The organism is Mycolicibacterium vinylchloridicum, from assembly GCF_013404075.1.
GTDB classification, from domain to species: domain Bacteria; phylum Actinomycetota; class Actinomycetes; order Mycobacteriales; family Mycobacteriaceae; genus Mycobacterium; species Mycobacterium vinylchloridicum.
This window is the reverse complement of record NZ_JACBJQ010000040.1, coordinates 22608-45570: the sequence shown is the minus strand read 5'-3', so window position 1 is coordinate 45570 and position 22963 is coordinate 22608. Positions and strand designations below refer to the sequence as shown.

Below are 22963 nucleotides of genomic sequence, written 5' to 3'. Positions count from 1 at the left end.
GTTTGACCGGCGTAGCCTGCACCCATGAAACGTGGAGACCGGGTTACGGACTTCGAACTGCCGGATCAGACCGGCACCGTGCGCTCTCTGACTGATCTGCTGGCCGATGGGCCGATCGCGCTGTTCTTCTATCCCGCCGCGATGACGCCGGGCTGCACCAAGGAAGCCTGTCATTTCCGTGACCTCGGCTCCGAGTTCGCCGCCCTGGGCGCCAGCCGGGTCGGCATCAGCACCGACGCCGTCGAGAAGCAGGCCCGGTTCGCCGATTCGCAGAGTTTCGACTATCCGCTGCTGTCGGATACCGATGGCACCGTCGCGACGATGTTCGGCGTCAAGCGCGGCCTGCTCGGCAAGCTGATCCCGGTCAAGCGCACGACGTTCGTCATCGACACCGACCGCACGGTTCTGGAGGTCATCTCCAGTGAGGTCAACATGGATGCCCACGCCGACAAGGCGCTGGAGGTCTTGCGCTCGCGCAAGCCGGCGTGATGATGCGCAGGGAGATCCTGCGACTGTCGGACGTGACGTTCCGCCGCGACGGCAAGCAGATCATCGACGGGATCTCGCTGACCGTTCGGGCCGGTGAGCACTGGGCGCTGTTGGGGCCCAACGGCGCCGGCAAGAGCACGTTGCTCGGCTTCTGTGCGGCGGTGACGTTCCCCACCTCCGGCAGTGTGGAAATCCTCGGCCAGCAGATGGGCCGGGTGGACCTGGCCCGGTTGCGCCACTCGATCGGGCACGTGAATCCTCGGCACCGGCTGCAGTATCCGCTGACCGTTCGTGAGGTGGTGCTGACCGGCATCACCGCGACCATCGACATCCCGAATCGCTGGACGCCGACTGCGGCCGAGAACGAGCGGGCCGATGCGATGATCGCCGCAGTGGGGATGACCCGTAAGGCCCAGAATGTCTGGCCGACACTGTCACAGGGCGAGCGGGGCCGCGCTCTCATTGCGCGGGCGCTGGTTTCGGAGCCGGATCTGCTTCTGCTGGACGAACCGACGACCGGGCTCGATGTCGCGGCGCGCGAGCAGCTACTGGAGACGATCGACACCCTGGACCGGACGCATCCCGACGTCGCGTCGATCTTGGTGACCCATCACCTCGAGGAGTTGCCGACCACCACCACGCACGCGCTGCTGATCGCCGACGGCCGTACGGTGGCCAGCGGCCCTGCGCGCGCGACGATTTCGACTGACAACGTCACGGCCGCGTTCTCGCATCCGATCGTGGTGGGTTACGACGAGGGCCGCTGGACGGCCCGCGCGAAGGCGACGGCGATCGACGTCTAGTACCTCGACAACGACATCATCCGGGGACGCAGGATCGCCGGACCGAGCCATCTTCCGAGGAAGCGCCGCAGTTCGATGCCGTCCGGTGAGGGCTGCCTGGGATCGGTCAGCAGGGATTGCACGGTGCGCGCGGTCATTTCGCAAAGGTCGCGCAGCGCGGCGGCGTCGAAACCGTGCAACTCCCAGTCCACGTCGAAGCGGTGGAAGACGGACAAGCAGAAGGTGATCGCCGTGTCGGATGTCAGCGAGGTGACGGCTTCACCCTCGTGCCGCAGGGTCAACAGATTCTCCAGCTGCGGATCGCCGACGAGGTTCTCGATGCCGAACGACACGCTTTCGACGACGACCGAGACCGGGTCGCTGAGTCCGCTGACGTGTTCGACCACCTGATCGATGAATCCGTCGACCGCACGCATCGAGCTGGCGATGAGCAGCGCGTCGGCATTCGGGAAATAGCGGTACACCGTCTGGCGGGTGACGCCGAGCCTGCGGGCGACGTCGGCAAGGCGTATCGCCGATCCGTGTTCGGCGACAACGTCGTCCACCGCATCGAGAATCCGGCCGATCGCCTCCTCGTCCGAGGTCGGTGTGGAGCCCGCCCAGCCGCGGCTACGCATCCGCGGTCGCCAGCATGTCGACGTCGAATTCGATGGGAAGTGTTGTCGGGCCGGTCATTCCCAACACCGATTTCCACGGGGCCGGCCCCACCCGATGAGGTGCAGACAGACGGCGGGTCAACACGACAAGTGCCTCCGCCAATTCCCGGCGTGCGAGATTGGCCCCGAGGCAGTAGTGGGCGCCGCCGCCGAAGGTCAGAATCGCCGGCACGTCCGTGCGGGCGATGTCGAAGCGGTCGGCATCGTCATAGATCGCCGGATCCCGATTGGCGGCAAAGGTGTTCGCGAATACGAAGGTCCCTGCCGGGAACAGATAGCCACCGAACTCGGCATCCTCGACGGCGGCGCGTGGCACGATGCAGGCCGCGGGCGAGTGGCGCATGCTTTCCTCGACCGCCTGCATCCCGAGTTCTGGTTGCTCGCGCAGCCTCGCCCATTGATCCGGATGCTCGCAGAGCACCTGCACCGACGCCGCGAGTTGGTTTCGCGTCGTGTCCGTCCCCGCCATCAGGAAGCCGGCGACCAGCCCGCGGAGTTCATCGATATTCAGCCGGTCTCCATCGCTTTCCGCACGAATGAGCTCCGACAGCAGGTCGTCGGTCAGATTGTCGCGGCGGGCGGCGACCATATCGTCGACGTAGGCGTCGAGCTCACCCCATGCCCGCATGATCTGAGCCTCGTCGAAGGCGGCATCCGGCTGGAAGTTGAACGCCTTGAAGATCTCCTCGGTCCAATCCGCGAAGAGCTGCCAATCCTGGCGGGGCGCCCCGATCAGCGCACACATGATCGGGGTTGGGTAGGGGCGCGCGATGTCGGTCACGACGTCGCAGCGTCCGGCGTCCATAACCCGGTCGATCAGCCCGTTCACCACCTCGTGGATCGTCTCGGAGAGACGGGATGTCGCACGAGGAGTGAACGCCTTGGCAACCAGTTTGCGCAATCGAACGTGTGGTGCGCCGTCCAGGCCAAGCAGGCTGCCGGTCAGCTTGTCGAACAATGGACCCGACGTGATGCCCTGCGCCGCAAGGGTGATGCCGGGCGGCAGGCGAAATCTGTTGTCGCGCAGTATTTCCCGAGCCAGGTCGTAGGACAGGATCTCTGGCCCCATCGGCCCGATGGCGATGGGCGCACGCGATTGCGCACGTCGGAGATCGTCGAGAATGTCTTTCGGTGTGGCATCGAGGCCGTAGTCGATTGCGGGGAGGCCGGCCTCGAAGACGCTGGTGGCGGTCATCGCTCGCTCCACTTCCGCCGACAGAGTATCGCCAGCTGACGGACATTAATATCAGAAGTGTATGACCATCACCACCTGAGGTCAATGCAGATTGGCATATCAGGGCAATGGTCATACATTTTGACGACAAACGTCGCCTTTGGGAGTTAGCTCTCCGGGCCGAGCAGCTGATCGGCGTCAAAGCAGCTGTGGTCGCCGGTGTGGCAGGCGCCGCCGACCTGGTCGACCTCCAGCAGCACCGCGTCACCGTCGCAGTCCAACCGCACCGAATGCACGTGCTGAGTGTGTCCGGACGTCGCCCCCTTGACCCACTGCTCGCCGCGGGAGCGCGAATAGTAAGTGGCTTCGCGGGTTTCCAGCGTGCGGGCCAATGCCTCGTCGTCCATCCACGCGACCATCAACACGTCTCCGGTGCCGCGCTCCTGCACGATCGCCGCGAACAGGCCGTTGGCGTCACGTTTGAGGCGCTTGGCGATATCGGGGTCGAGGCTCATCTCACCGTGATCCCTTCGGCCGCCATCGCGGCCTTCACCTGACCGATCGTGAGCTCGCGGAAGTGGAAGACACTGGCCGCCAGCACGGCATCGGCACCGGACTGCACTGCAGGCGCGAAATCGTCCACCGAACCGGCGCCGCCACTGGCGATCACCGGCACCGTGACGGCCTTGCGCACCGCCTTGAGCATCTTCAGGTCGAAGCCGGCCTTGGTGCCGTCGGCGTCCATCGAGTTCAGCAGGATCTCACCGACACCGAGTTCGGCTCCGCGGGTAGCCCATTCAACCGCGTCTATACCAGTCCCCTGCCGCCCGCCATGGGTGGTGACCTCCCAGCCCGACGGCGTCGGCGCCGAGCCTTCGGGCACCGTGCGGGCATCCACTGACAGCACAATGCACTGCGAGCCGAACTGCCTGGACAACTCGGCCAACAATTCCGGACGTGCGATGGCGGCAGTGTTCACCGACACCTTGTCCGCGCCTGCGCGCAGCAGCATGTCGACGTCGGCCACCGAGCGCACTCCCCCGCCGACGGTGAGCGGGATGAAAACCTGTTCGGCGGTCCGGCGCACCACGTCGAGCATCGTCGCGCGTCCCGACGAGGATGCGGTCACGTCCAGAAAGGTCAACTCGTCGGCGCCTTCGGCGTCATAGGCGGCGGCAAGCTCGACGGGATCGCCCGCGTCGCGCAGGTTTTCGAAGTTGACACCCTTGACCACCCGGCCGGCGTCGACGTCGAGGCAGGGAATCACGCGTACGGCGACGTCCATTACAGGTAATCCTCCGGTGGGCCGAGGTTCTGCACGATCTCCATGACATGGGCATGCACGCCGGGCGCGGCGGCCAGCGCCGAGCGCGACGAGGGTGTCCACGGCTGGCCGGACAGGTCGGTGACGATCCCACCCGCGGCGCGCACCAGCGCGACGCCCGCGGCGTGGTCCCAGATGTGATGACCGAAACTGATTGCAGCGCCCATGATTCCGGCCGATACATAGGCGATGTCGACACCGGTGGCGCCGTGCATCCGCAGCTTCGAGCACACCCGGCTGAGGTTCTCCAGCACCGCCAGTCGATACCGGCCGGGGAACCGCCCCCGCCAGTCCACGTTGAAGGTGCCGATACCGATCACGCACTGCCCGATATCGCTGTGCCCGATCGGCGGTTGCGCCACGCCGTTGTAGTACACCGGTCCGCCCGCCACCGCGCTGAAGCGCTGGTCGGTTAACGGCAGCCAGGTCAGTCCCGCGACCGGCTCGCCGTCACGCAGCAGCCCCAGCAGGATCGCGGCCATCGGCGAGCCCGCGGCGTAGTTGAACGTGCCGTCGATCGGATCGAGCACCCATACCAGGTCGGAATCGATCGGCGCGCCGCCGAATTCTTCGCCGTGCACCCCGATCCCGGTGGCTGACTCCAGCGCGGCGACCACCTGCCGTTCGATGGCCAGGTCCACCTCGGTGGCGAAGTCGTTGCCCTTCTTCTGCACAGCCGACTCGGCCCGGTGCCCGGCGATGAACGGTTTGGACGCGTCGTCCAGGATCACCGCCGCCTGGGCCACCAGGGCCTCGAGATCCACTACCGGCTCACCGCGGCCAGCGCCTCCGGCAGCGTGAATCGCCCGGCGTAGAGCGCCTTTCCGACGATCGCACCCTCCACACCGCTGTCAGTCAGGGTCGCGATCGCCCGCAAGTCGTCCAGGCTGGACACCCCGCCGGAGGCGATCACCGGTGCGTCGGTGCACTCGGCAACCCCCTCGAGCAGGTCGAGATTGGGTCCGGTGAGCGTACCGTCCTTGGTGACATCGGTCACGACAAAACGCGAACAGCCTTCGCTGTCAAGGCGTTCCAATACATGCCACAGATCGCCGCCGTCGGTCTCCCAGCCGCGGCCACGCAGGCGGTGCTCCCCGTCGACGATCTGGACGTCCAGTCCGACGGCCACCTTCTCGCCGTACTCGGCGATCGCGGCGGCACACCAGAGCGGATTCTCCAGCGCCGCGGTGCCGATGTTGACCCGGGCACACCCGGTGGCCAGCGCCGCCTTGAGCGACTCGTCGTCGCGGATACCGCCGGAGAGTTCGACTTTCACGTCGAGCGCACCGACCACCTCGGCGAGCAGTTCGCGGTTGGACCCGCGGCCGAATGCGGCGTCGAGGTCCACCAGATGGATCCACTCGGCACCGTCACGCTGCCAGGTCAGCGCGGCGTCCAGCGCCGAGCCGTACTCGGTCTCGCTGCCGGCCTTGCCCTGCACCAGACGAACCGCCTTGCCCTCGACAACGTCGACGGCAGGCAACAAAATCAGTGGCACTCTTACAGCCCCTCAACCCAATTCGCGAGCAGTGCCGCACCGGCGTCACCGCTCTTCTCCGGATGAAATTGTGTCGCCGACAGCGGACCGTCCTCGACCGCGGCAAGGAACCGCACGTGGTGGTCGGCCCAGGTCAGCAGCGCGTCGGGTGCGCCCTCCCACTTCTGTGCGGCATAGGAATGCACGAAGTAGAACCGGGTGTCGGCATCGAAACCCCGGAACAGCACGCTGTTCGGCGCCGCGTCCACGACATTCCAGCCCATGTGCGGGATCACCGGCGCATCGAGCCGGGTGACCGACCCCGGCCACTGGCCACAGCCCTGCGATTCCACCCCGAACTCCACGCCCCGGGCGAACAGGATCTGCATGCCCACGCACACCCCGAGCACCGGGCGGCCCGCAGCCACCCGGTCGGCGATGATGCGCTCGCCGCCGATGTCTCGCAGCCCGGTCATGCAGGCCTCGTACGCGCCGACGCCGGGTACGACCAGACCGTCGGCGTTGAGCGCGCGCTGCGCGTCGGCGGTCACCTCGACATCGGCCCCGACGCGTTCCAGCGCCCGCTGCGCCGAGCGCAGGTTGCCCGAGCCGTAGTCCAGGACCACGACGGATCTAGCTGTCACAGTGTGCCTTTGGTGGACGGCACGCCAGTCACCCGCGGATCGGGCTCGACGGCCTGCCGCAGCGCCCTGGCCACCGCCTTGTACTGCGCCTCGGTGATGTGGTGCGGGTCGCGGCCGTAGAGGGTCCGCACATGAAGCGAAATCCGGGCGTTGAACGCCAACGATTCGAACACGTGCCGGTTGACCACCGTGTGGTACGGCACGGTCGATCCGGCAATGGTGAAATCGACCATGTAGTCCGGTTCCCCGGTGTGCACGAAGTACGGCCGGCCGGACACGTCGACGGCGGCGTGGGCCAGCGTCTCGTCCATCGGGATGAAGGCGTCGCCGAAGCGGCGGATGCCTTTCTTGTCGCCGAGGGCCTGGCCCAGCGCGGTGCCGAGCACGATCGCGGTGTCCTCGATGGTGTGGTGGCCCTCGATGTCGACGTCGCCCTGGGCGGAGATGGCCAGGTCGAAGCTGGCGTGGGTGCCCAGCGAGGTGAGCATGTGGTCGAAGAACGGAATCCCGGTGTGCACGCTGACATCGCCGGTGCCGTCGAGATCGAGGTCGACGACGATGTCGGACTCGCGGGTCTTGCGCTCGACCCGGGCGCGACGGGTGGGCGTGGCGATAGCGGTCATGTCGCTCCTATGTGGGCCAGCTCGGTGGCGGCCAGCCGTGCGCTGGCGGCCAGGAAGGCGTCGTTCTCGTCGGCCAATCCGATTGTGGTGCGCAGATATCCGGGGATTCCGACATCACGGATGAGGACGCCGTCGTCGAGATAGCGCTGCCAGGCCGCTGCGGCATCGGCGAATTCACCGAACAGCACGAAGTTCGCATCGCTGGGGATGACGCGGAAGCCGAGTTCGGCCAGGGCCGCGCAGACCCGCTCCCGTTCGGCAATCAACGTCGCGACACTGCCCAGGGTGTCGTCGGCATGCCGCAACGCAGCACGTGCGGCGGCCTGGGTGACCACCGAGAGGTGGTAGGGCAGCCGGACCAGCAGCACGGCATCGATGATCGCCGGGGCCGCGATCAGATAGCCCAGCCGCCCGCCGGCGAAGGCGAACGCCTTGCTCATCGTGCGGCTGACGATGAGCCGGCTGGGGTATTCGTCGATCAGCTCGATCGCGCTGGGCTGACTGGAGAATTCGCCATACGCCTCATCGACGATGAGGATGCCGTGGCCCATGGCGTCCAGCAACCGGCGCAGGTCGTCGATCGGGATGCTCTGTCCGGACGGGTTGTTGGGACTGGCGACGAACACGACGTCGGGATCACGGGCGGCGATGACGGTCGCCGCGGTGTCGGCGTCCAGACTGAAGTCGGCCGCACGCACCGACTCGATCCACTCCGTCTGCGTGCCACCCGCGATGATCGGATGCATCGAGTACGACGGCACGAAGCCGATCGCGCTGCGCCCTGGTCCGCCGAATGCCTGCAGCAGTTGTTGCAGGATCTCGTTGGATCCGTTGGCTGCCCACAGGTTTTCGCATTGCACCTCGACACCGGTCTGGGCCCGCAGATAGGCGGCCAGGTCGGTGCGCAGCTCGACGGCATCCCGGTCCGGATAGCGGTGCAGGTTGGCGGCGGCGGCCTGCACCGAGCGCGTCACGTCCTCGACCAGAGCGCGGCTCGGCGGGTGCGGGTTCTCGTTGGTGTTCAGCCGCACGGGAACGTCGAGTTGCGGTGCGCCATAGGGGGATTTGCCGCGCAGATCGTCGCGCAGCGGGAGATCGGCCAGAGTCACCTTCGCGCCGGGGATCGTCATCGCTCGAACCTCCGCCGGACCGCTTCGCCGTGGGCCGGCAGGTCCTCGGCCTTGGCCAGGGTGATCACGTGTCCGGACACGTCTTTCAGGGCCGCCTCGGTGTAGTCCACGACGTGGATGCCGCGCAGGAACGTCTGCACCGACAGACCGCTGGAGTGCCGCGCACAGCCGGCGGTGGGCAGCACATGGTTGGACCCGGCGCAGTAGTCGCCGAGACTGACCGGCGACCACGGGCCGACGAAGATCGCGCCTGCCGCCCGGATCCGGCTCGCCACCTCCTTGGCGTCGACGGTCTGGATCTCCAAATGCTCAGCGGCATAGGCATTCACGACACGAACCCCGGTGTCGATGTCGTCGACCAGGACAATGCCGGACTGGCGCCCGCGCAGCGCCTCGGTCACCCGCTCCCGGTGCTTGGTGCTGCTCAGCTGGATGGCCAGCTCGGCTTCGGTGGCCTCGGCCAGCCCGGTGCTGTCGGTCACCAGCACACTGGCGGCCATCACATCGTGCTCGGCCTGGCTGATCAGATCGGCCGCGACGTGCACCGGGTCGGCGCTGTGGTCAGCCAGGATCGCGATCTCGGTCGGCCCCGCCTCGGCGTCAATGCCGATCTGCGAACGGCAGATCCGCTTGGCGGCGGTGACGTAGATGTTGCCCGGCCCGGTGACCATGTCGACGGGTGCCAGTTCGGTGCCATCGGTGTCGGCGCCGCCGTAGGCCAGTAATGCCACAGCCTGCGCGCCGCCGACGGCCCACACCTCGTCGACACCGAGCAGCGCCGCCGCCGCGAGGATGGTCGGGTGCGGCAGTCCGCCGTGATCGGCCTGCGGCGGGCTGGTGATGACCAGCGAATCCACCCCGGCGGTTTGGGCGGGCACCACGTTCATGACGACGCTCGACGGGTAAACCGCGTTGCCGCCCGGCACGTACAGGCCGACCCGTTCCACCGGAACCCAGCGCTCGGTGACCGAGGCGCCCGGCGCCAGGGTCGTGGTGGTGTCGGTACGCCGTTGGTCGGCGTGCACGATCCGGGTGCGCTCGATGGCCACCTCCAGTGCGGCGCGTACGTCCGGATCGAGCTCGGCGAGGGCTGCGGCCATGCGCGCCGGGGGCACGCGCACCGTCGCGGGGCGCACCCCGTCGAACCGTTCGCCGTACTCCAGGGCGGCCACCGCGCCACGCTCGGCGACATCGTCGACGATCGGCCGGACCGTGGGGACCACGGCGTCCACGTCCATACCGCCGCGCGGCAGCGCCGCGCGCAGTTCGGCGGCGGTCAGCGTGCGGCCACGCAGGTCGATTCGATTCATGGCGAAGCTGGTCATCGGTTCAATTGTCCCCGATCGGTGCACCCGAATAAAAATCGATTGAACGCGGGTCGCGGCGGCCCGGATACTGCGGGTATGCAATGGGAGCTGTGGCTGGCCTTCGTCGGCGCCGCGATCGCCATCAGTGTGTCGCCCGGCGCCGGTGCGATCCAGTCCATGGCCACCGGTCTGGCGTACGGTCTGCGCCGCGGTTACTGGAGCATCACCGGCCTCGAGATCGGACTGATGCTGCAACTGGCGGCGGTCGCCGTGGGACTCGGCGCGGCGGTCGCGCAATCGGTCGTCGCGTTCACCGTCATCAAGTGGATCGGCGTGGTCTACCTGGTGTATCTGGCCGTCCGCCAATGGCGCAGCAAGCCCTTTGACCTGGATGAACAGGTCAGCCTGGACGCCGGCGGCGGGCGCTGGTCCCTGCTGGTGCGCGGGTGCCTGGTCAACGTGACCAACCCTAAGGGGCTGGTGTTCCTGCTCGCCGTGCTGCCGCAATTCGTCGTGCCGACGGCCCCGCTGCTCCCCCAGTATCTGGCCATCGGCGCAACGATGGTGGTCGTCGATCTGGTGGTGATGGGCGCCTACACGGGGCTGGCTGCCCGGCTGCTGGGTTGGCTCCGCACCCCGCGCCAGCAGAGAACGATGAACCGGACCTTCTCCGGACTGTTCGCCGCCGCGGCGGTGGTGCTGTCCCTGGTGCGCCGCGGCGCTGCCGCCTAACCTTGGCGCCATGTCGACCAAGGATCACCCGAACAACGCCCCCGGCGTGCCGATGAAGTTCCCGGTCTGGTTCGAGAACTTCCAGATCAAGTACTTCAACCCCGCAGTGAAGCCGCTGGCCAAGTACATGCCGGGGATGTCGGTCGTCAAACACCGCGGCCGCACCTCGGGTAAGCAGTACGAGACCGTGGTCTCGGCCTTCCGCAAGGGCGACACCATCGCCATCATGCTCGGCCACGGCAAGACCAATTGGGTCAAGAACATCCTGGCCGCTGGCGAGGCCGACATCCGGCACGGCCGCCACACCCTGCATCTGGTCAACCCACGGGTGGTGCCCGCCGGTACCGACGATCCGTCGCTGCCCGGGGTCGCGCGCCGGGGTGTCAAGCGTGGCGTCGGCGCGTTCGTGGCCGATATCGCCTAGAGGTCAAGACCGACGTCGAGGACCCGCACCGAGTGCGTCAACGCCCCGACGGCCAGATAGTCCACCCCGGTTCCGGCGTATTCGGCGGCCGACTCCAGGCTCAGCCCGCCCGAGGACTCCAGTAGGACGCCCGGGGCGCTGGCGTTGCGGCGCTGCACGGCGATCTGGGTCTGCCAGACCGGGAAGTTGTCGAGCAGGATCAGCTGCACGTCCTCGCCGAGTACCTCGTCGAGCTGCTCGAGGGTGTCCACCTCGACCTCGCACGGCAGGTCCGGGGCAGCCGCGCGGACGGCCCGCAGGGCGGCGAGAACCGATCCGGCGGCCGCGACGTGGTTGTCCTTGATCAGGGCGGCATCACCGAGGCCCATCCGGTGATTGACCCCACCGCCGACCCGCACCGCGTACTTCTGGAGCGCCCGCAGCCCCGGCAGTGTCTTGCGGGTGTCGCGGATCTGCGCCTTGGTGCCGTCGACGGCGTCCACCCAGGCGGCGGTGGCAGTCGCGATTCCGGACAGATGGCAGACCAGATTGAGCAGGGTCCGTTCGGCGGTCAGCAGGCCACGGGTCGGGGCCTGCACACGCAGCAGCGCCGCACCCGCGTCCAGCCGGGTGCCATCGTCGACCCGGTCGACGACTTCGTAGCCGTTCTCGCCCAGTACCTCGTCGAGAACCAGCAGCGCGACGTCGATGCCGGCGGCCACACCGGGCTCGCGCGACACCAGAGACGCGACGGTGGTGGCGTCCTCGGGCACCGTGGCCACAGTGGTGACGTCGGGTCCGTAGCGCAGGTCCTCATCGAGGCCGCGAAGGATCGTGAGACGAGCTTCGCTCAGCTCGTCGTCGGTGAGCTTCATCGCGCGCACGCCTGGGCGTGGTCGCCATGCAGGGTGCGGCTGAACCCCTGGGCGGGATCGGCGTCGGGGTGGTCGCCGCGGTGGTGGCAGCCCCGAGATTCGGTGCGGGCCAACGCTGCTGCGGCCACCGCTCGGGCCGTCACCGTGAGCGCGACGTCCTCGGCGGCGGCACGGGTGGTCATCGGCCGGGGAGTGGCCTCGGTCAGCGCCTCGGCGAGGCGCTGCAATCCGGCGGCATCGCGGACCACGGAGGCGTGTTCGGTCATCGCGGTCTGCAGGACTTTCCGGTCCAGCGCAGTATGTTGGCGCTCTTCGGCTTTCGCCATCACCGCACCCGCGTCGTGCGCATGCTCGACCGCCGCGCGCCCGGCGCGACCGCCGACCACGAGGCCCTCCAGCAGGCTGTTGGAGGCCAGGCGATTGGCGCCGTGCATACCGGTCCGGGCCACCTCACCGGCGGCGAACAGTCCGGACAGGTCGGTCCGGCCGTACACATCGGTGGCGACACCACCGCAGCTGTAGTGCGCACCGGGGACGACGGGGATCGGCTGCCGGATCGGGTCGATGCCTGCGGCCCGGCAGGCCGCCGTCACCGTCGGGAAGCGCTGGGCGAGGTTCTTGATACCGCGCGCATCCAAATAGACGCAGTGATCCCCAGTTTCGCGCAGTCGGGCCTCGATGGCCGCGGCGACCACATCGCGCGGGGCGAGGTCACCCATCGGGTGATGCGTGGTGACCGACTCGCCGCGGGCGTCGCGCAGCACCGCACCTTCGCCACGCAGCGCCTCGGTGATCAGCGGGCGCCTCCCGGCGCCGTCGCGGTCGAACAACATCGTCGGGTGGAACTGGACGAACTCGATGTCGGTGACACCGACGCCGGCCCACAACGCCAGGGCGATCCCGTCACCGGTGGAGCCTTCCGGGTTGGTGGTCGCGCGATACAGATGGCCCAGTCCGCCGGTGGCGAGAATGACCGACGGCGCATGCACGATGCCGAGCCCATCGGCATTGCGCACCAGCACCCCGGTGACGGCCGAACCGTCGTGAAGGATCTGCAGCGCAATGTGATTGCGCCGGATGTCCAGTGTTGCGGCCGCGTGATCGAGCGCGCGCTGCACCTCGGCACCGGTGGCGTCACCGCCGGCGTGGATGATGCGACGACGAGAGTGGCCGCCTTCCCTGGTGAGCGCCCACTGTCCGGGCGCACTCTCGTCGAACCGGGCGCCGTCATCGACCAGGTCGGCCACCGCCCGGTAGCCGTCGGCAACGATCGAGCGCACCGCGTCGGGATCACACAGGCCCGCACCTGCGGCCAGGGTGTCGCGCACGTGGGCGTCCACGGAGTCATCGGTGTGCGGGAGCACCACTGCGATCCCGCCCTGCGCATAGAACGTCGCGGTATCGGGAGCCTTACTCAAAACGACTGTGCGGCCGCCCGTTCGGTGCGCAGCCAGCGCGGCGGCCAAACCCGCCACCCCGGTGCCGATCACCACGACGTCGGCGCGCTGCTGCCAATCAACGCCCGCGGCGCCCAGACCGCAGGCGAAGCGGCGGTTCATTCGCCGCCGCCGGGCTGACCGATCTCGATCATCCGCTGCACGCTGGCGCGGGCCAGCCGGGCGGTATCCGGATCGACGTCGACCTCATCGGCGCCGTCGACCAGGCAGCGCAGCAGAGCGGCGGGCGTGATCATCTTCATGAATTTGCAGGAGGCCCGGTCATTGACGGCCTGGAAGTCGATACCCGGTGCGGCACGGCGCAACTGGTGCAGCATGCCGACCTCGGTGGCGACGAGCACCTGCTTGGCGCTGGACGCCTTGGCCGCGTCGAGCATGCCGCCGGTGGACAGGATGTGAACCCGGTCGGCCGGGAAGGCACCTTCGCCGGCCAGGTACAGCGCCGAAGTGGCGCAACCGCATTCGGGGTGCACGAACAGCTCGGCATCGGGGTGGGTTCGGGCCTGGTCGGCGAGTTCGTCGCCGTTGATACCGGCGTGCACATGGCACTCGCCGGCCCAGATGTGCAGATTGGTACGGCCGGTCATCCGCCGGACGTGTGCGCCGAGGAACTGGTCGGGGCAGAACAGCACCTCACGGTCCGCGGGAATCGACGCCACCACCTCGACGGCGTTGGACGACGTGCAGCAGATATCGGTGAGCGCCTTCACCGCGGCGGTGGTGTTGACGTAGGACACCACGACGGCGCCTGGGTGCTCGTCCTTCCAGCCCTGTAGATCCTCGGCGGTGATGGAGTCGGCCAGCGAGCAGCCGGCCCGCTGATCGGGGATCAGAACCGTCTTCTCGGGGCTGAGGATCTTGGCGGTCTCGGCCATGAAGTGCACGCCGCAGAACACGATGGTCTCTTCGGCGGCCTCGGCCGCGATCCGGGACAGCGCCAGCGAGTCGCCGACGTGATCGGCGACGTCCTGGATGGCCGGCAGCTGGTAGTTGTGCGCCAGGATGGTCGCGTTGCGCAAGGTGGCCAGGCGCCGCACCTCGGCGGCCCATTCCCCGTCACCGTTCACCCCGGTGTAACCCCCGGGTCCGTCGGCGATGCGGGCGGCAAGCCCACTCTCGACGGCGTCGGCGCGATCCAAGACGGTCATTTCCGCCTCCTGTCTTGCTTTCGAGGTTTTCGACTTATAATCGAAAACGTGCCCCATACTAGCACCGAACACGAAGTGCTTGCCGTCGTATTCCAGGTTGGCGACGCCCACTCCCGGAAACCCGCCCTTAACGTGCTGTTATGGCAACGCGCCCTGGAACCCGAGCGCGGCAAATGGGCACTGCCCGGCGGCCGGGTGCGCAACGACGAGGACCTGACCAGCTCGGTCCGCCGGCAGCTCGCCGAGAAAGTCGACGTCCGTGAGATCGCCCACTTGGAACAGCTGGCCGTGTTCTCCGATCCGGGCCGGGTGCCGGGCGTTCGCACGATCGCCTCGACGTTCCTCGGGCTGGTGCCCTCGGTCGCCACCCCGGTGCTGCCGCCGGACACCCGCTGGCACCCGGTGAACGCACTGCCCGAGATGGCCTTCGATCACGCCCCGATGGTGGAGTACGCCCGGACCCGCCTGGTCGCCAAATTGTCCTATACGAATATCGGATTCGCTTTGGCACCAACAGAATTCGCACTCTCAACGCTGCGTGACATCTACGGCGCCGCGCTCGGCTACCAGGTCGACGCCACGAACCTGCAGCGCGTGCTGGCCCGGCGCGGCGTCATCACACCGACCGGGACGACCGCCCATCCGGGCCGCACCGGCGGTCGTCCGGCGGCCCTGTACCGCTTCACCGACTCCCAGATCCGGGTGACCGACGAGTTTGCCGCATTGCGCCCGCCCGGGTGAGTCGGCTGGATTCTTAGACCCTTCTTAAGGTAAGAATGTCTGGATGCATCCGGTGAGTGTTGTCGGGGCGCCGAGCCCCGAATGGATTGGCCGCGCCCCGCACGAGGAGTTCGAACGCGGCGTGCATCCCCTGCTGCCCGCCGATGACCCGTTCTACGAGCCCCCCGCCGGCTTCGAGCACGCCGAACCCGGTACCGTCCTGCGCTCCCGCGACGTCGAGCTGGGCTTTCTCGGACTGATCCCGCAGCGCGTCCGAGCCACGCAGTTGCTGTACCGCACCACCGACCACAACGGGCTACCGGAGGCCACCGTCACCACGGTGCTGATCCCGACCGGCAACACCCCCACCCAGGTCCGCAACGTCGTCTCCTATCAGTGCGCCATCGACGCGGTAGCCGCACGCTGCTTCCCGTCCTACGCGCTGCGCCGCCATTCCAAATCACTCGGCTCGATCGCACAGCTGGAGTACCTCCTGATCGCGGCCGCGCTGGCCGAGGGCTGGATCGTGTCGGTTCCCGACCACGAAGGTCCCAACGGCATGTGGGGCGCCCCCTACGAGCCCGGCCACGCGGTGCTCGACGGTCTGCGAGCCGCCCTGGGTTTCGAGCGCTTCGGCCTCGCCGATGACAGCCAGATCGGTTTGTGGGGCTATTCCGGTGGCGGGCTGGCCAGCGCATGGGCAGCCGAACTGCACGCGGAGTACGCCCCCGAGCTCAATATCGTCGGCGCAGTACTGGGCTCGCCGGTCGGCGACCTCGGCCACACGTTCCGCCGGCTCAACGGCTCCTACCTGGCCGCACTTCCCGCGCTGGTGGTATCCGCACTGACCAAGACCTACCCCGACCTCAACCGGGTCATCGAGCAGCACGCCACCGAAGACGGCAAGGCGCTGCTGCGGCGGCTGGAGACGATGACGACGGCCGAGGCGATCATCCGGCTGTTCCGCACCGACATGGACAACCTGGTGCGCCCGCCGCTGGAAGACGTGCTGGCGATGCCCGAGGTCCAGTACGTCTTCGACAACATCAAGCTCGGTAAGGCAGTGCCCGATCTGCCGGTGCTGATCGTGCAGGCGGTGCACGACTCGGTGATCGCCGTCGAGGACATCGACGACCTGGCACACACCTACTCCGTGGGCGGCGCGCAGGTGACCTACCACCGCGACATGTTCAGTGAGCACATGCTGCTACACCCGATGTCGGCACCGATGACGTTGCGCTGGCTGACCGACCGCTTCGACGGCCGCCCGATCGACGAGCACATCGTGCGCAGCAAGTGGCCGACGCTGCTCAACCCGATGACCTATGCGGGCATGATTCGCCTGGGCGGGATCGTCGCCCGGGTGGTCTGCGGCGGCCGGGTTCCACTGCGCCCCCTTTGAGGGCCCAGCTCTAACTCGGGGCGCCGGCCCCCAGCGGTGTGCGGTCCAGCGACGGCAGGGCGCCGAGATCGTCACGCGGCGTCGCGACCGCCATCAAGGCGTAGGTGAGTGCCCCGAGCGCGGCCGGGAACAGCAGCGTCGTCGCCACCTGGAGCGCGCCGCGGGCGAAGAACACCGGCGGCGCCTCCGCGTAGTAGAAGACCCGATGATCGGGTGTCACCGGGGCGGTGTCGAACGGCACCGCGCCGTAATGCCAGTGCACCAGCAGCGCGCCGACGCCAGCGGCCGCGCCTGCGGCGGCCACCAGGCCCACCCACAGCGCCGTCGCCAACAGCGGTCCGCGATGGGCACGCCACTGCCACACCAGGACGGCGGCGATGACCGCCATCGACGTCAGCAGCCCGACGAGCAATGCGGCCGCCACGAACAGGTGGTCGGACTCGCTGCCCAGATAAGTCTGCACCCGCTGGCCGGAGCGGGTCAGCGCGATCACACCGTGCGCCGACGGCGCCAGCACTGCCCAGATCCCGCCGATCACGGCACCCGCGAGCGTCAGTCCGACGACGACGGTCAGGGCCGCCCGCTGCCTCACCGCTGCGCCTCCAGATCATGGGAGTCCACCCGGCCGTGCCGCGCACACTTGGCCCACCAGCCGTCCGGCCGAACCTGGACCACCATCCGGCGACCACATTCCGCGCAGAACCGCGGCGGCTCGAGCCCCAGCTGGGCCGCGGTGGGCACCACACTTCCGGCGGGTCCGCCGGTGTAGACGTTGTAGATCCCGGCACCTACCGGCGCGGGCAGCTCGTCGACCATCACAGGCTGGCGTTGAGAGCCTTGATCGGCATCTGCAGATCTTCGAGGAGCTCGAGATCCGCCTCCGCCGGGCGGCCCAGCGTCGTCAGATAGTTTCCGACGATCACGGCGTTGATACCGCCGAGGATGCCCTGCTTGGCGCCCAGGTCGCCGAGGGTGATCTCGCGGCCACCGGCGAACCGCAGCATCGTGCGCGGCAGCGCGAGGCGGAACGCCGCCACCGCTTTGAGTGCCTCGGAAGCAGGCAGCACCTCCAGATCGCCGAACGGTGTGCCCGGTCGCGGGTTCAGGAAGTTCAGCGGCACCTCGTGCGGATCCAGCTCGGCCAGGTTCGCGGCGAATTCGGCACGCTGCTCCAGCGTCTCCCCCATGCCGAGGATGCCGCCGCAGCAGACCTCCATGCCGGCCTCACGCACCATCTCCAGCGTGCCCCAGCGCTCTTCCCACGAGTGCGTGGTCACGACATTGGGAAAGTACGACTGCGCGGTCTCGAGATTGTGGTTGTAGCGGTGTACGCCCATCTCCTTGAGGCGGTCCACCTGCTCCTGCGTGAGCATGCCCAGCGAGCAGGCGATCTGGATGTCGACCTCATTGCGGATGGCCTCGATACCCGCGGCCACCTGGGCAAGCAGGCGCTCGTCGGGCCCGCGTACCGCGGCGACGATGCAGAACTCAGTGGCACCGGACTTGGCGGTCTGCTTGGCCGCCTCGACCAGGCTCGGGATGTCCAGCCAGGCGCTGCGCACCGGCGAGGCGAACAGGCCCGACTGCGAGCAGAAGTGGCAATCCTCCGGGCAGCCACCGGTTTTCAGGCTGATGATGCCTTCGACCTCGACCTCGGGGCCGCACCAGCGCATCCGGACCTCGTGGGCCAGCGCCAGGAGTTCTTCGAGGTGATCGTCGGGCAGCTGCAGGACTTCCAGCACCTGATCGCGGGACAACCCCTCGCCGCGCTCGAGCACCTGCTCGCGCGCCAGTGCCAATACGTCCACCGCTGCCTGCGTCACCCGCCAACCCTCCTGAAGTGCCTGCCAACTTGAACAGTGTTCAGGGTAGCCTACTGGGGCAGGAGCGAAGCGACTCGGGGAAGGCGGTGGTCCGTGTGCAGCTCCACAAACGCGACGTGGTCGACGCGGCGACGACACTGCTGGACAACTACGGCATCGCCGACCTCTCGATGCGTCGGCTGGCCCGCGAACTCGCGGTGACCCCCGGCGCGCTGTACTGGCACTTCGCCAACAAGCAGGAGCTGCTCGGCGCGGTCGCCGACCGGATCCTGGCCGGTGTCGACGACGTGTCCGCGGATTGGGGCGAGCGCGTCGCGGCGATCTGCGGACAGCTGCGCGACGCCCTGCTGTCGCACACCGACGGTGCCGAGCTGGTGTCCGCCAGTTTCGCCGCCGGCCAGTCCGAGGCCATGACGCAGATCCTCGCCTGGTTGGCCGACGCGGCCGCCGAGGCAGGCGTGGATTCGGGGCACGCCGCAGTCGCTGCCCGCACCGTCCTGTACTACGTGCTGGGCTTCACCGCTGACGAGCAGTCTCGGCTGCAGTGGGACGCCGCCGGTGCAGACCTCCCCGACGACCAATCCGTACTCGGCGCCGACCCCAGCCGCCGGTTCGGCTTCGGGGTACAGCTGCTGGTCGACGGCATCGCGGCGCGACGGACCGCGCCGGTGTGATCACAGTCGAGCAGGTGCGGCCGATCGCGCTCGCGTTGCCGCGGGCCTACGAGACGGTTGTCCGCGACCGGATCACGTTTCGCGTCGGCAGGCTGGTCTTCTTGAAGTTCTCCCGCGACGAGACGCTGATGGGTGTCGGCTTCTGGAAGGAAGAGCGGGCGGCGACGGTGGCCGCCGAGCCCAAGAAGTTCGCGCTGCCGCGCCCGTCAGACATGCGCTACAACTGGATCCACGTCCACCTGGATGCGGTCGACCTCGACGAGGTACGCGAATTGGTGATCGAAGGCTGGAAGATGTGTGTGCCGAAAAGTATTGCGGCGCAGGTCAACTGATCAGATATTCACGTTTGGCGTCGCCGTCCCAGCGCCGCATGCCGACCAGACTGACCCGGATTTCGGCGGCGAGTCCGTCGATGGTCAACGCTTCACCGATCTGAGCCGGCGTGAAGCGGCGACCCAGCGTGACGTGCGGGGTCCACCGACCCGGAGCGCTGTGGGCGAAGACGTTCGACGCGAATGGCAGGCAATCGTCGTAGACCTGCTCGTGCGCGGCCAGCAGTGAGTCCGACGGAATCACGAGCCTCGCTAACGTCAATCGGCCACCGCCGAAGACCAGCGGTGCGCCCAGCACCGCAGGCCGGGGAAGTTCCGCGGCCAGCCAGCTCAACTCCTCGTCGATGTCCGGGGCGATCCGCTCGGCGGCCACGAGTGTGATGTGCGGTCGGTTGGTGTGCGAGGTGACGCTCAGCTGGCTGGGCAGCCCGGCGTCGGCCAGCTCCCGCCACATTTGGCGGATAGCCGTTTCGGCGCGCTGGTCGAGGAGCAGTTCGATCGAGTGCGCCATCTCAGATCAGACCGGCGACCCAGTCCGCGTCGAATGCGCGCGCGCTGAACAGTGCGAAGTCGTTCGGTGACACCGCGGAAACCCCGGCCGGCAGCGCGGCGCGCACCGGAGCGAGTTGAGCCAGCGCCTCGCGATTGGACTTCTCGGCAGCGCCCGGTTGCGCAGGCCACGAGCCGATCACCAAACCCGCGCACGAAAGGCCTTTGGCGGCAAGCCCTTCCAACGTCAGAGAGGTGTGGTTGAGGGTGCCCAGTCCGGGTTCGACCACGATGAGTACCGGCGCGGCCAGCTCGACTGCGAGATCGCGTAGCGTCGCCCCGCCGGCGGCCAGTTCGACAAGCAGGCCGCCAGCGCCCTCGACCAGGGTGAGTCGGCCGGGACGGTCCACCCCGCGGATGGACGCCAACAGTTCGTCCGCGCTGGGCAGCGGCCGGCCGGCCTGTTCGGCCGCGGCAGCCGGCGCCAGCGGTTCGGGATAGCGGGCGACACCGACGAGTTCGGTGACCCCGGAGAGCCGCGCGACCTCGGCCAGGTCGTCGTCGCCACCGGCGGTGCCGGTCTGCACCGGTTTGCACACGGCCACGTCATGCTCGGACACCCGGGCGTGGCAGGCCAGTGCCGCCGTCGCGACGGTCTTGCCGACGCCGGTTCCGGTTCCGGTGATGACCAGGACACTCATCGCGGGTGAGTACCCAGAACGGTCGTCAATACCTGGCGGGCGGTGTCCATCTCGTCATCGGTCAGCGATGCCCGCGCGGTCAGTCGCAGCCGTGACGTACCCGCGGGCACTGTCGGCGGCCGGAAGCAGCCGACCCGCACCCCGGCGTCCAGACAGGCGGTCGCGGCGGCCACCGCGACCTCGGGATCGCCGAGAATGACTGACACCACGGCGGATTCGGGCGTTTCGGATACGTCGCACATCGCGGCGAGCTCGCGCGCCCGCCCGATGACGGCACCGGCCCGTGCTGGTTCGGCGGCCATCACGGTCAGCGCGGCCAGGGCGGCGCCGACGGGAGCCGGAGCCAGGCCGGTATCGAAGATCATCGTGCGCGCGGCGTCGATCAGGTGATCGCGCACCGCGGCCGGGCCGAGCACCACGCCGCCCTGACTACCCAGCGACTTGGACATGGTGGTCGTCATGACCACGTCGGGTGCACCGGCGAGACCGGCCTCGTGGATCAGGCCACGCCCGCCGGCACCGCGCACCCCGAGCCCGTGCGCCTCGTCGACCAGCAGCACGGCCCGGTGCCTGCGGCATACCTCGTGCAACCGGCGCAGCGGCGCCAGCGCGCCGTCGGTGCTGAACACCGACTCGGTGATCACCAGCGCGCGTTCCTCATCGCGATCAGCCAGCGCCGCCTCCACCGCGTCGACATCACAGTGCGGGGACACGACGACCCGGGCCCGAGATAGCCGGCAGGCGTCGACCAGCGAGGCGTGCGAGAGCGCATCGGAGACCACGAGCGAGCCCGGCCCCGACAATGCGACGGTGGCGCCGATATTGGCGGTGTAACCCGACGAGAACACCAAACCTGCTTCGGCGCCGACGAAGTCGGCCAGTGCGGTTTCGAATTCCTCGTGCAGCTCGGTGTTGCCGGTGACCAGCCGCGAGCCGGTGGACCCGGCACCCCAGGTGCGCAACGCCGCCACGCCGCCGTCGATGACGGCCGGATGCTGGGACAGACCCAGGTAGTCGTTGGATGCCAGGTCGAGTTCGGTGGCCACCGCGGGCCGGGTGCGCAACGAACGGCGCAGGCCGGCCTGCCGACGCTGCTGCTCGACGGCGTCGAGCCAGGCCAGCGGTGAAACACCGACGCGGGTCACGGGCACTCCTTCCGGACTCTTGAACACCGTTCAGGTTAATGCACGGGCGACGGCGACCATCGCCGAGGTGACCTGGCCTATCTCGTCGGGGGTGCAGATGAACGGCGGCATCGCGTAGATCAGGTTGCGGAACGGCCGCAGCCAGACGCCGTTGTCCATGGCGACGGGCGTCGCGACCGTCAGATCGACCGGTGCCGCCATCTCGATCACGCCGATCGCGCCGCACACCCGCACGTCGACGACGCCGGGCAGGGCGCGCGCCGGCGCCAGCCCGCCGGTCAGCCCCGCGCTGATCTCCGCGACGCGGCCGCGCCAGTCCTGGCCGAGCAGCAGTTCCACCGATGCCACCGATACCGCGCACGCCAGCGCGTTGGCCATGAAGGTGGGGCCGTGCATCAGCGCGCCGGCCTCGCTGCCGCTGATCGTGGCAGCGATCTCTCGCGTGCACAGCGTCGCGGCGAGTGTGACGTAACCCCCGGTCAACGCCTTGCCCACACACATGATGTCGGGGCTGACACCGGCGTGGTCGGCGGCGAACAGCTCCCCCGTGCGACCGAATCCGGTGGCGATCTCGTCGAAGATCAGCAGCACCCCGGCCCGGTCGCACATCGTCCGCAGGTCGCTCAGATAGCGCGGGTCGTGAAAGCGCATACCCCCGGCACCCTGCACCACCGGTTCGACGATGACGGCGGCGACCTCGTCGGCGTGGTCCAGCAGCTGCGCCTCGAATGCCGCGATGTAGGCCGGGTCGTAGCCGGACGGCACCGGCGGCGCGAACACCTGCGGGAAAAGTACGTCGCTCCACAGCGAGTGCATCCCGCCGTCGGGGTCGCAGACGCTCATCGGGGTGAACGTGTCGCCGTGATATCCGCCACGCCAGGTCATCAGTCGGCGCTTGCCGAACCGGCCCGTGCTGCGCCAGTACTGCAGCGCCATCTTGACCGCGACCTCGACGGCCACCGAGCCGGAGTCGGAAAAGAACACGGTATCCAGGCCCTGCGGGGTGATGTCGACGAGCAGCTGCGCCAGGCGCGCGGCAGGTTCGTGGGTCAGCCCGCCGAACATGACGTGATTCATCACCGAAAGCTGCCGGGTGATCGCGGCGTCGAGCACCGGGTGACCGTGGCCGTGCACAGCCGTCCACCAGGAGGCCATCGCATCGAGGACGCGGATCTGGGCGCCGTCGCGGACCAGGGTCAGCCATGGGCCGTCGGCTCCGACCGCCACCACCGGGGGCAGCGCCTCGGCGCCGATCGTGCTGTACGGGTGCCAGATATGGGCGGCGTCGATCGCGCTGATCTGTTGGGGGGTCAACGCCGACACGGTGTGTGAGCCTAGCGGGGGCGCCGCGCAGTCACGGGCGGGCCTTTGCTCTACGCCGACACGCGGCCCGGGCGCGGTTCGCTGGAGATGAGAGACATACCCGGGTTGGGTA

Annotated in this window: 28 protein-coding genes; 8 read left to right on the top strand and 20 right to left on the bottom strand. The window is 68.4% G+C overall.

The annotated features are described in order from the left end of the window. Nucleotides 1–24: 24 nt before the first annotated feature. Together HPC46_RS25535 and HPC46_RS25530 are read left to right on the top strand one after the other, a co-directional pair. Complete coding sequence (locus HPC46_RS25535; RefSeq protein WP_179474986.1) at nt 25–489, top strand: peroxiredoxin; 465 nt, start codon at nt 25–27, stop codon at nt 487–489. Beyond that, nucleotides 489–1292, top strand: a complete 804-nt coding sequence (locus HPC46_RS25530; RefSeq protein WP_233716679.1) for an ABC transporter ATP-binding protein — start codon at nt 489–491, stop codon at nt 1290–1292. The genes HPC46_RS25535 and HPC46_RS25530 overlap by 1 nt, the downstream gene beginning before the upstream one ends. Here HPC46_RS25530 and HPC46_RS25525 read toward each other — a convergent pair. The 10 genes from HPC46_RS25525 to hisD all read right to left on the bottom strand — a co-directional run bounded on the left by HPC46_RS25525 (nt 1289) and on the right by hisD (nt 9645). Further along, nucleotides 1289–1909 (bottom strand): TetR/AcrR family transcriptional regulator, encoded by a 621-nt coding sequence (locus HPC46_RS25525; RefSeq protein ID WP_179474985.1) that lies wholly within the window; start codon nt 1907–1909, stop codon nt 1289–1291. The two genes, HPC46_RS25530 and HPC46_RS25525, sit on opposite strands and share 4 nt — an antisense overlap. Next, on the bottom strand, nt 1902–3143 hold the full coding sequence (locus tag HPC46_RS25520) for a cytochrome P450 (RefSeq protein WP_179474984.1): 1242 nt from the start codon (nt 3141–3143) through the stop codon (nt 1902–1904). Before HPC46_RS25520 ends, HPC46_RS25525 begins: the two co-directional genes overlap by 8 nt. Before the next feature lie 146 nt (nt 3144–3289). Further along, nucleotides 3290–3637 (bottom strand): phosphoribosyl-AMP cyclohydrolase, encoded by a 348-nt coding sequence (hisI, locus tag HPC46_RS25515; RefSeq protein WP_179474983.1) that lies wholly within the window; start codon nt 3635–3637, stop codon nt 3290–3292. Continuing rightward, entirely contained in the window at nt 3634–4407 is a 774-nt protein-coding gene (gene hisF / locus HPC46_RS25510) for an imidazole glycerol phosphate synthase subunit HisF (protein WP_179474982.1), read from the bottom strand. Before hisF ends, hisI begins: the two co-directional genes overlap by 4 nt. Continuing rightward, nucleotides 4407–5210 carry an inositol monophosphatase family protein gene (locus HPC46_RS25505; RefSeq protein ID WP_179474981.1) on the bottom strand — a complete coding sequence of 268 codons (804 nt, stop codon included), beginning with the start codon at nt 5208–5210 and terminating at the stop codon, nt 4407–4409. Before HPC46_RS25505 ends, hisF begins: the two co-directional genes overlap by 1 nt. Next, entirely contained in the window at nt 5210–5944 is a 735-nt protein-coding gene (gene priA, locus HPC46_RS25500; protein WP_179474980.1) for a bifunctional 1-(5-phosphoribosyl)-5-((5-phosphoribosylamino)methylideneamino)imidazole-4-carboxamide isomerase/phosphoribosylanthranilate isomerase PriA, read from the bottom strand. Before priA ends, HPC46_RS25505 begins: the two co-directional genes overlap by 1 nt. Before the next feature lie 2 nt (nt 5945–5946). After that, a complete protein-coding gene (gene hisH, locus HPC46_RS25495; RefSeq protein WP_005148971.1) occupies nt 5947–6567 on the bottom strand; it encodes an imidazole glycerol phosphate synthase subunit HisH in 621 nt (206 codons plus the stop codon). Beyond that, a complete protein-coding gene (gene hisB / locus HPC46_RS25490) occupies nt 6564–7190 on the bottom strand; it encodes an imidazoleglycerol-phosphate dehydratase HisB (RefSeq protein ID WP_179474979.1) in 627 nt (208 codons plus the stop codon). Before hisB ends, hisH begins: the two co-directional genes overlap by 4 nt. Further along, nucleotides 7187–8320, bottom strand: a complete 1134-nt coding sequence (locus HPC46_RS25485; protein ID WP_179474978.1) for a histidinol-phosphate transaminase — start codon at nt 8318–8320, stop codon at nt 7187–7189. The genes hisB and HPC46_RS25485 overlap by 4 nt, the downstream gene beginning before the upstream one ends. Further along, complete coding sequence (hisD, locus tag HPC46_RS25480) at nt 8317–9645, bottom strand: histidinol dehydrogenase (RefSeq protein ID WP_179474977.1); 1329 nt, start codon at nt 9643–9645, stop codon at nt 8317–8319. Before hisD ends, HPC46_RS25485 begins: the two co-directional genes overlap by 4 nt. Nucleotides 9646–9723: 78 nt before the next feature. Here hisD and HPC46_RS25475 point away from each other — a divergent pair, with 78 nt between their 5' ends. After that, nucleotides 9724–10359, top strand: coding sequence for a LysE family transporter (locus HPC46_RS25475; RefSeq protein ID WP_179474976.1), 636 nt, complete (start codon nt 9724–9726; stop codon nt 10357–10359). 10 nt (nt 10360–10369) lie between these two features. After that, nucleotides 10370–10783 (top strand): nitroreductase family deazaflavin-dependent oxidoreductase, encoded by a 414-nt coding sequence (locus HPC46_RS25470; RefSeq protein ID WP_179474975.1) that lies wholly within the window; start codon nt 10370–10372, stop codon nt 10781–10783. Here HPC46_RS25470 and nadC read toward each other — a convergent pair. Genes nadC through nadA form a run of 3 tightly spaced genes read right to left on the bottom strand, consistent with a single transcriptional unit; the run spans nt 10780 to nt 14242 of the window. Then, nucleotides 10780–11637 carry a carboxylating nicotinate-nucleotide diphosphorylase gene (nadC, locus tag HPC46_RS25465; protein WP_179474974.1) on the bottom strand — a complete coding sequence of 286 codons (858 nt, stop codon included), beginning with the start codon at nt 11635–11637 and terminating at the stop codon, nt 10780–10782. The genes HPC46_RS25470 and nadC overlap by 4 nt on opposite strands. Beyond that, the gene (locus HPC46_RS25460) at nt 11634–13196 is read right to left on the bottom strand and encodes an L-aspartate oxidase (RefSeq protein ID WP_179474973.1); all 1563 of its coding nucleotides are present in this window, start codon (nt 13194–13196) and stop codon (nt 11634–11636) included. The genes nadC and HPC46_RS25460 overlap by 4 nt, the downstream gene beginning before the upstream one ends. Next, on the bottom strand, nt 13193–14242 hold the full coding sequence (gene nadA, locus HPC46_RS25455) for a quinolinate synthase NadA (protein ID WP_179474972.1): 1050 nt from the start codon (nt 14240–14242) through the stop codon (nt 13193–13195). The genes HPC46_RS25460 and nadA overlap by 4 nt, the downstream gene beginning before the upstream one ends. Nucleotides 14243–14290: 48 nt before the next feature. On the opposite strand from nadA, the gene HPC46_RS25450 reads away from it, so the two are divergent. Next, complete coding sequence (locus tag HPC46_RS25450) at nt 14291–14983, top strand: NUDIX hydrolase (RefSeq protein ID WP_179474971.1); 693 nt, start codon at nt 14291–14293, stop codon at nt 14981–14983. A gap of 43 nt (nt 14984–15026) precedes the next feature. Next, nucleotides 15027–16364: a lipase family protein gene (locus tag HPC46_RS25445; protein ID WP_179474970.1), complete on the top strand. Its 1338-nt coding sequence runs from the start codon at nt 15027–15029 to the stop codon at nt 16362–16364. Nucleotides 16365–16374: 10 nt separating this feature from the next. Here the strand turns inward: HPC46_RS25445 and HPC46_RS25440 are convergent, their stop codons facing one another. The 3 genes from HPC46_RS25440 to bioB are packed head-to-tail and all read right to left on the bottom strand — an operon-like array spanning nt 16375 to nt 18172. Further along, nucleotides 16375–16956 carry a DUF2567 domain-containing protein gene (locus HPC46_RS25440; protein WP_179474969.1) on the bottom strand — a complete coding sequence of 194 codons (582 nt, stop codon included), beginning with the start codon at nt 16954–16956 and terminating at the stop codon, nt 16375–16377. Continuing rightward, nucleotides 16953–17180: a biotin synthase auxiliary protein BsaP gene (gene bsaP, locus HPC46_RS25435; protein ID WP_179474968.1), complete on the bottom strand. Its 228-nt coding sequence runs from the start codon at nt 17178–17180 to the stop codon at nt 16953–16955. The genes HPC46_RS25440 and bsaP overlap by 4 nt, the downstream gene beginning before the upstream one ends. Continuing rightward, the gene (gene bioB / locus HPC46_RS25430; RefSeq protein WP_179474993.1) at nt 17180–18172 is read right to left on the bottom strand and encodes a biotin synthase BioB; all 993 of its coding nucleotides are present in this window, start codon (nt 18170–18172) and stop codon (nt 17180–17182) included. Before bioB ends, bsaP begins: the two co-directional genes overlap by 1 nt. 110 nt (nt 18173–18282) lie before the next feature. On the opposite strand from bioB, the gene HPC46_RS25425 reads away from it, so the two are divergent. Together HPC46_RS25425 and HPC46_RS25420 are read left to right on the top strand one after the other, a co-directional pair. Beyond that, the gene (locus HPC46_RS25425) at nt 18283–18861 is read left to right on the top strand and encodes a TetR family transcriptional regulator (protein WP_179474967.1); all 579 of its coding nucleotides are present in this window, start codon (nt 18283–18285) and stop codon (nt 18859–18861) included. After that, the gene (locus HPC46_RS25420; RefSeq protein WP_179474966.1) at nt 18858–19193 is read left to right on the top strand and encodes an MmcQ/YjbR family DNA-binding protein; all 336 of its coding nucleotides are present in this window, start codon (nt 18858–18860) and stop codon (nt 19191–19193) included. Before HPC46_RS25425 ends, HPC46_RS25420 begins: the two co-directional genes overlap by 4 nt. Here HPC46_RS25420 and HPC46_RS25415 read toward each other — a convergent pair. From HPC46_RS25415 to HPC46_RS25400, 4 genes are read right to left on the bottom strand one after another with little or no spacing between them, the layout of a single operon-like run. Beyond that, complete coding sequence (locus HPC46_RS25415) at nt 19186–19704, bottom strand: 2'-5' RNA ligase family protein (RefSeq protein ID WP_179474965.1); 519 nt, start codon at nt 19702–19704, stop codon at nt 19186–19188. The genes HPC46_RS25420 and HPC46_RS25415 overlap by 8 nt on opposite strands. A gap of 1 nt (nt 19705) precedes the next feature. Then, nucleotides 19706–20383 carry a dethiobiotin synthase gene (bioD, locus tag HPC46_RS25410; RefSeq protein ID WP_179474964.1) on the bottom strand — a complete coding sequence of 226 codons (678 nt, stop codon included), beginning with the start codon at nt 20381–20383 and terminating at the stop codon, nt 19706–19708. Further along, nucleotides 20380–21528, bottom strand: coding sequence for an 8-amino-7-oxononanoate synthase (locus HPC46_RS25405; protein ID WP_179474963.1), 1149 nt, complete (start codon nt 21526–21528; stop codon nt 20380–20382). The genes bioD and HPC46_RS25405 overlap by 4 nt, the downstream gene beginning before the upstream one ends. Before the next feature lie 30 nt (nt 21529–21558). Then, nucleotides 21559–22851 carry an adenosylmethionine--8-amino-7-oxononanoate transaminase gene (locus tag HPC46_RS25400; RefSeq protein WP_179474962.1) on the bottom strand — a complete coding sequence of 431 codons (1293 nt, stop codon included), beginning with the start codon at nt 22849–22851 and terminating at the stop codon, nt 21559–21561. Nucleotides 22852–22963 lie beyond the last annotated feature (112 nt).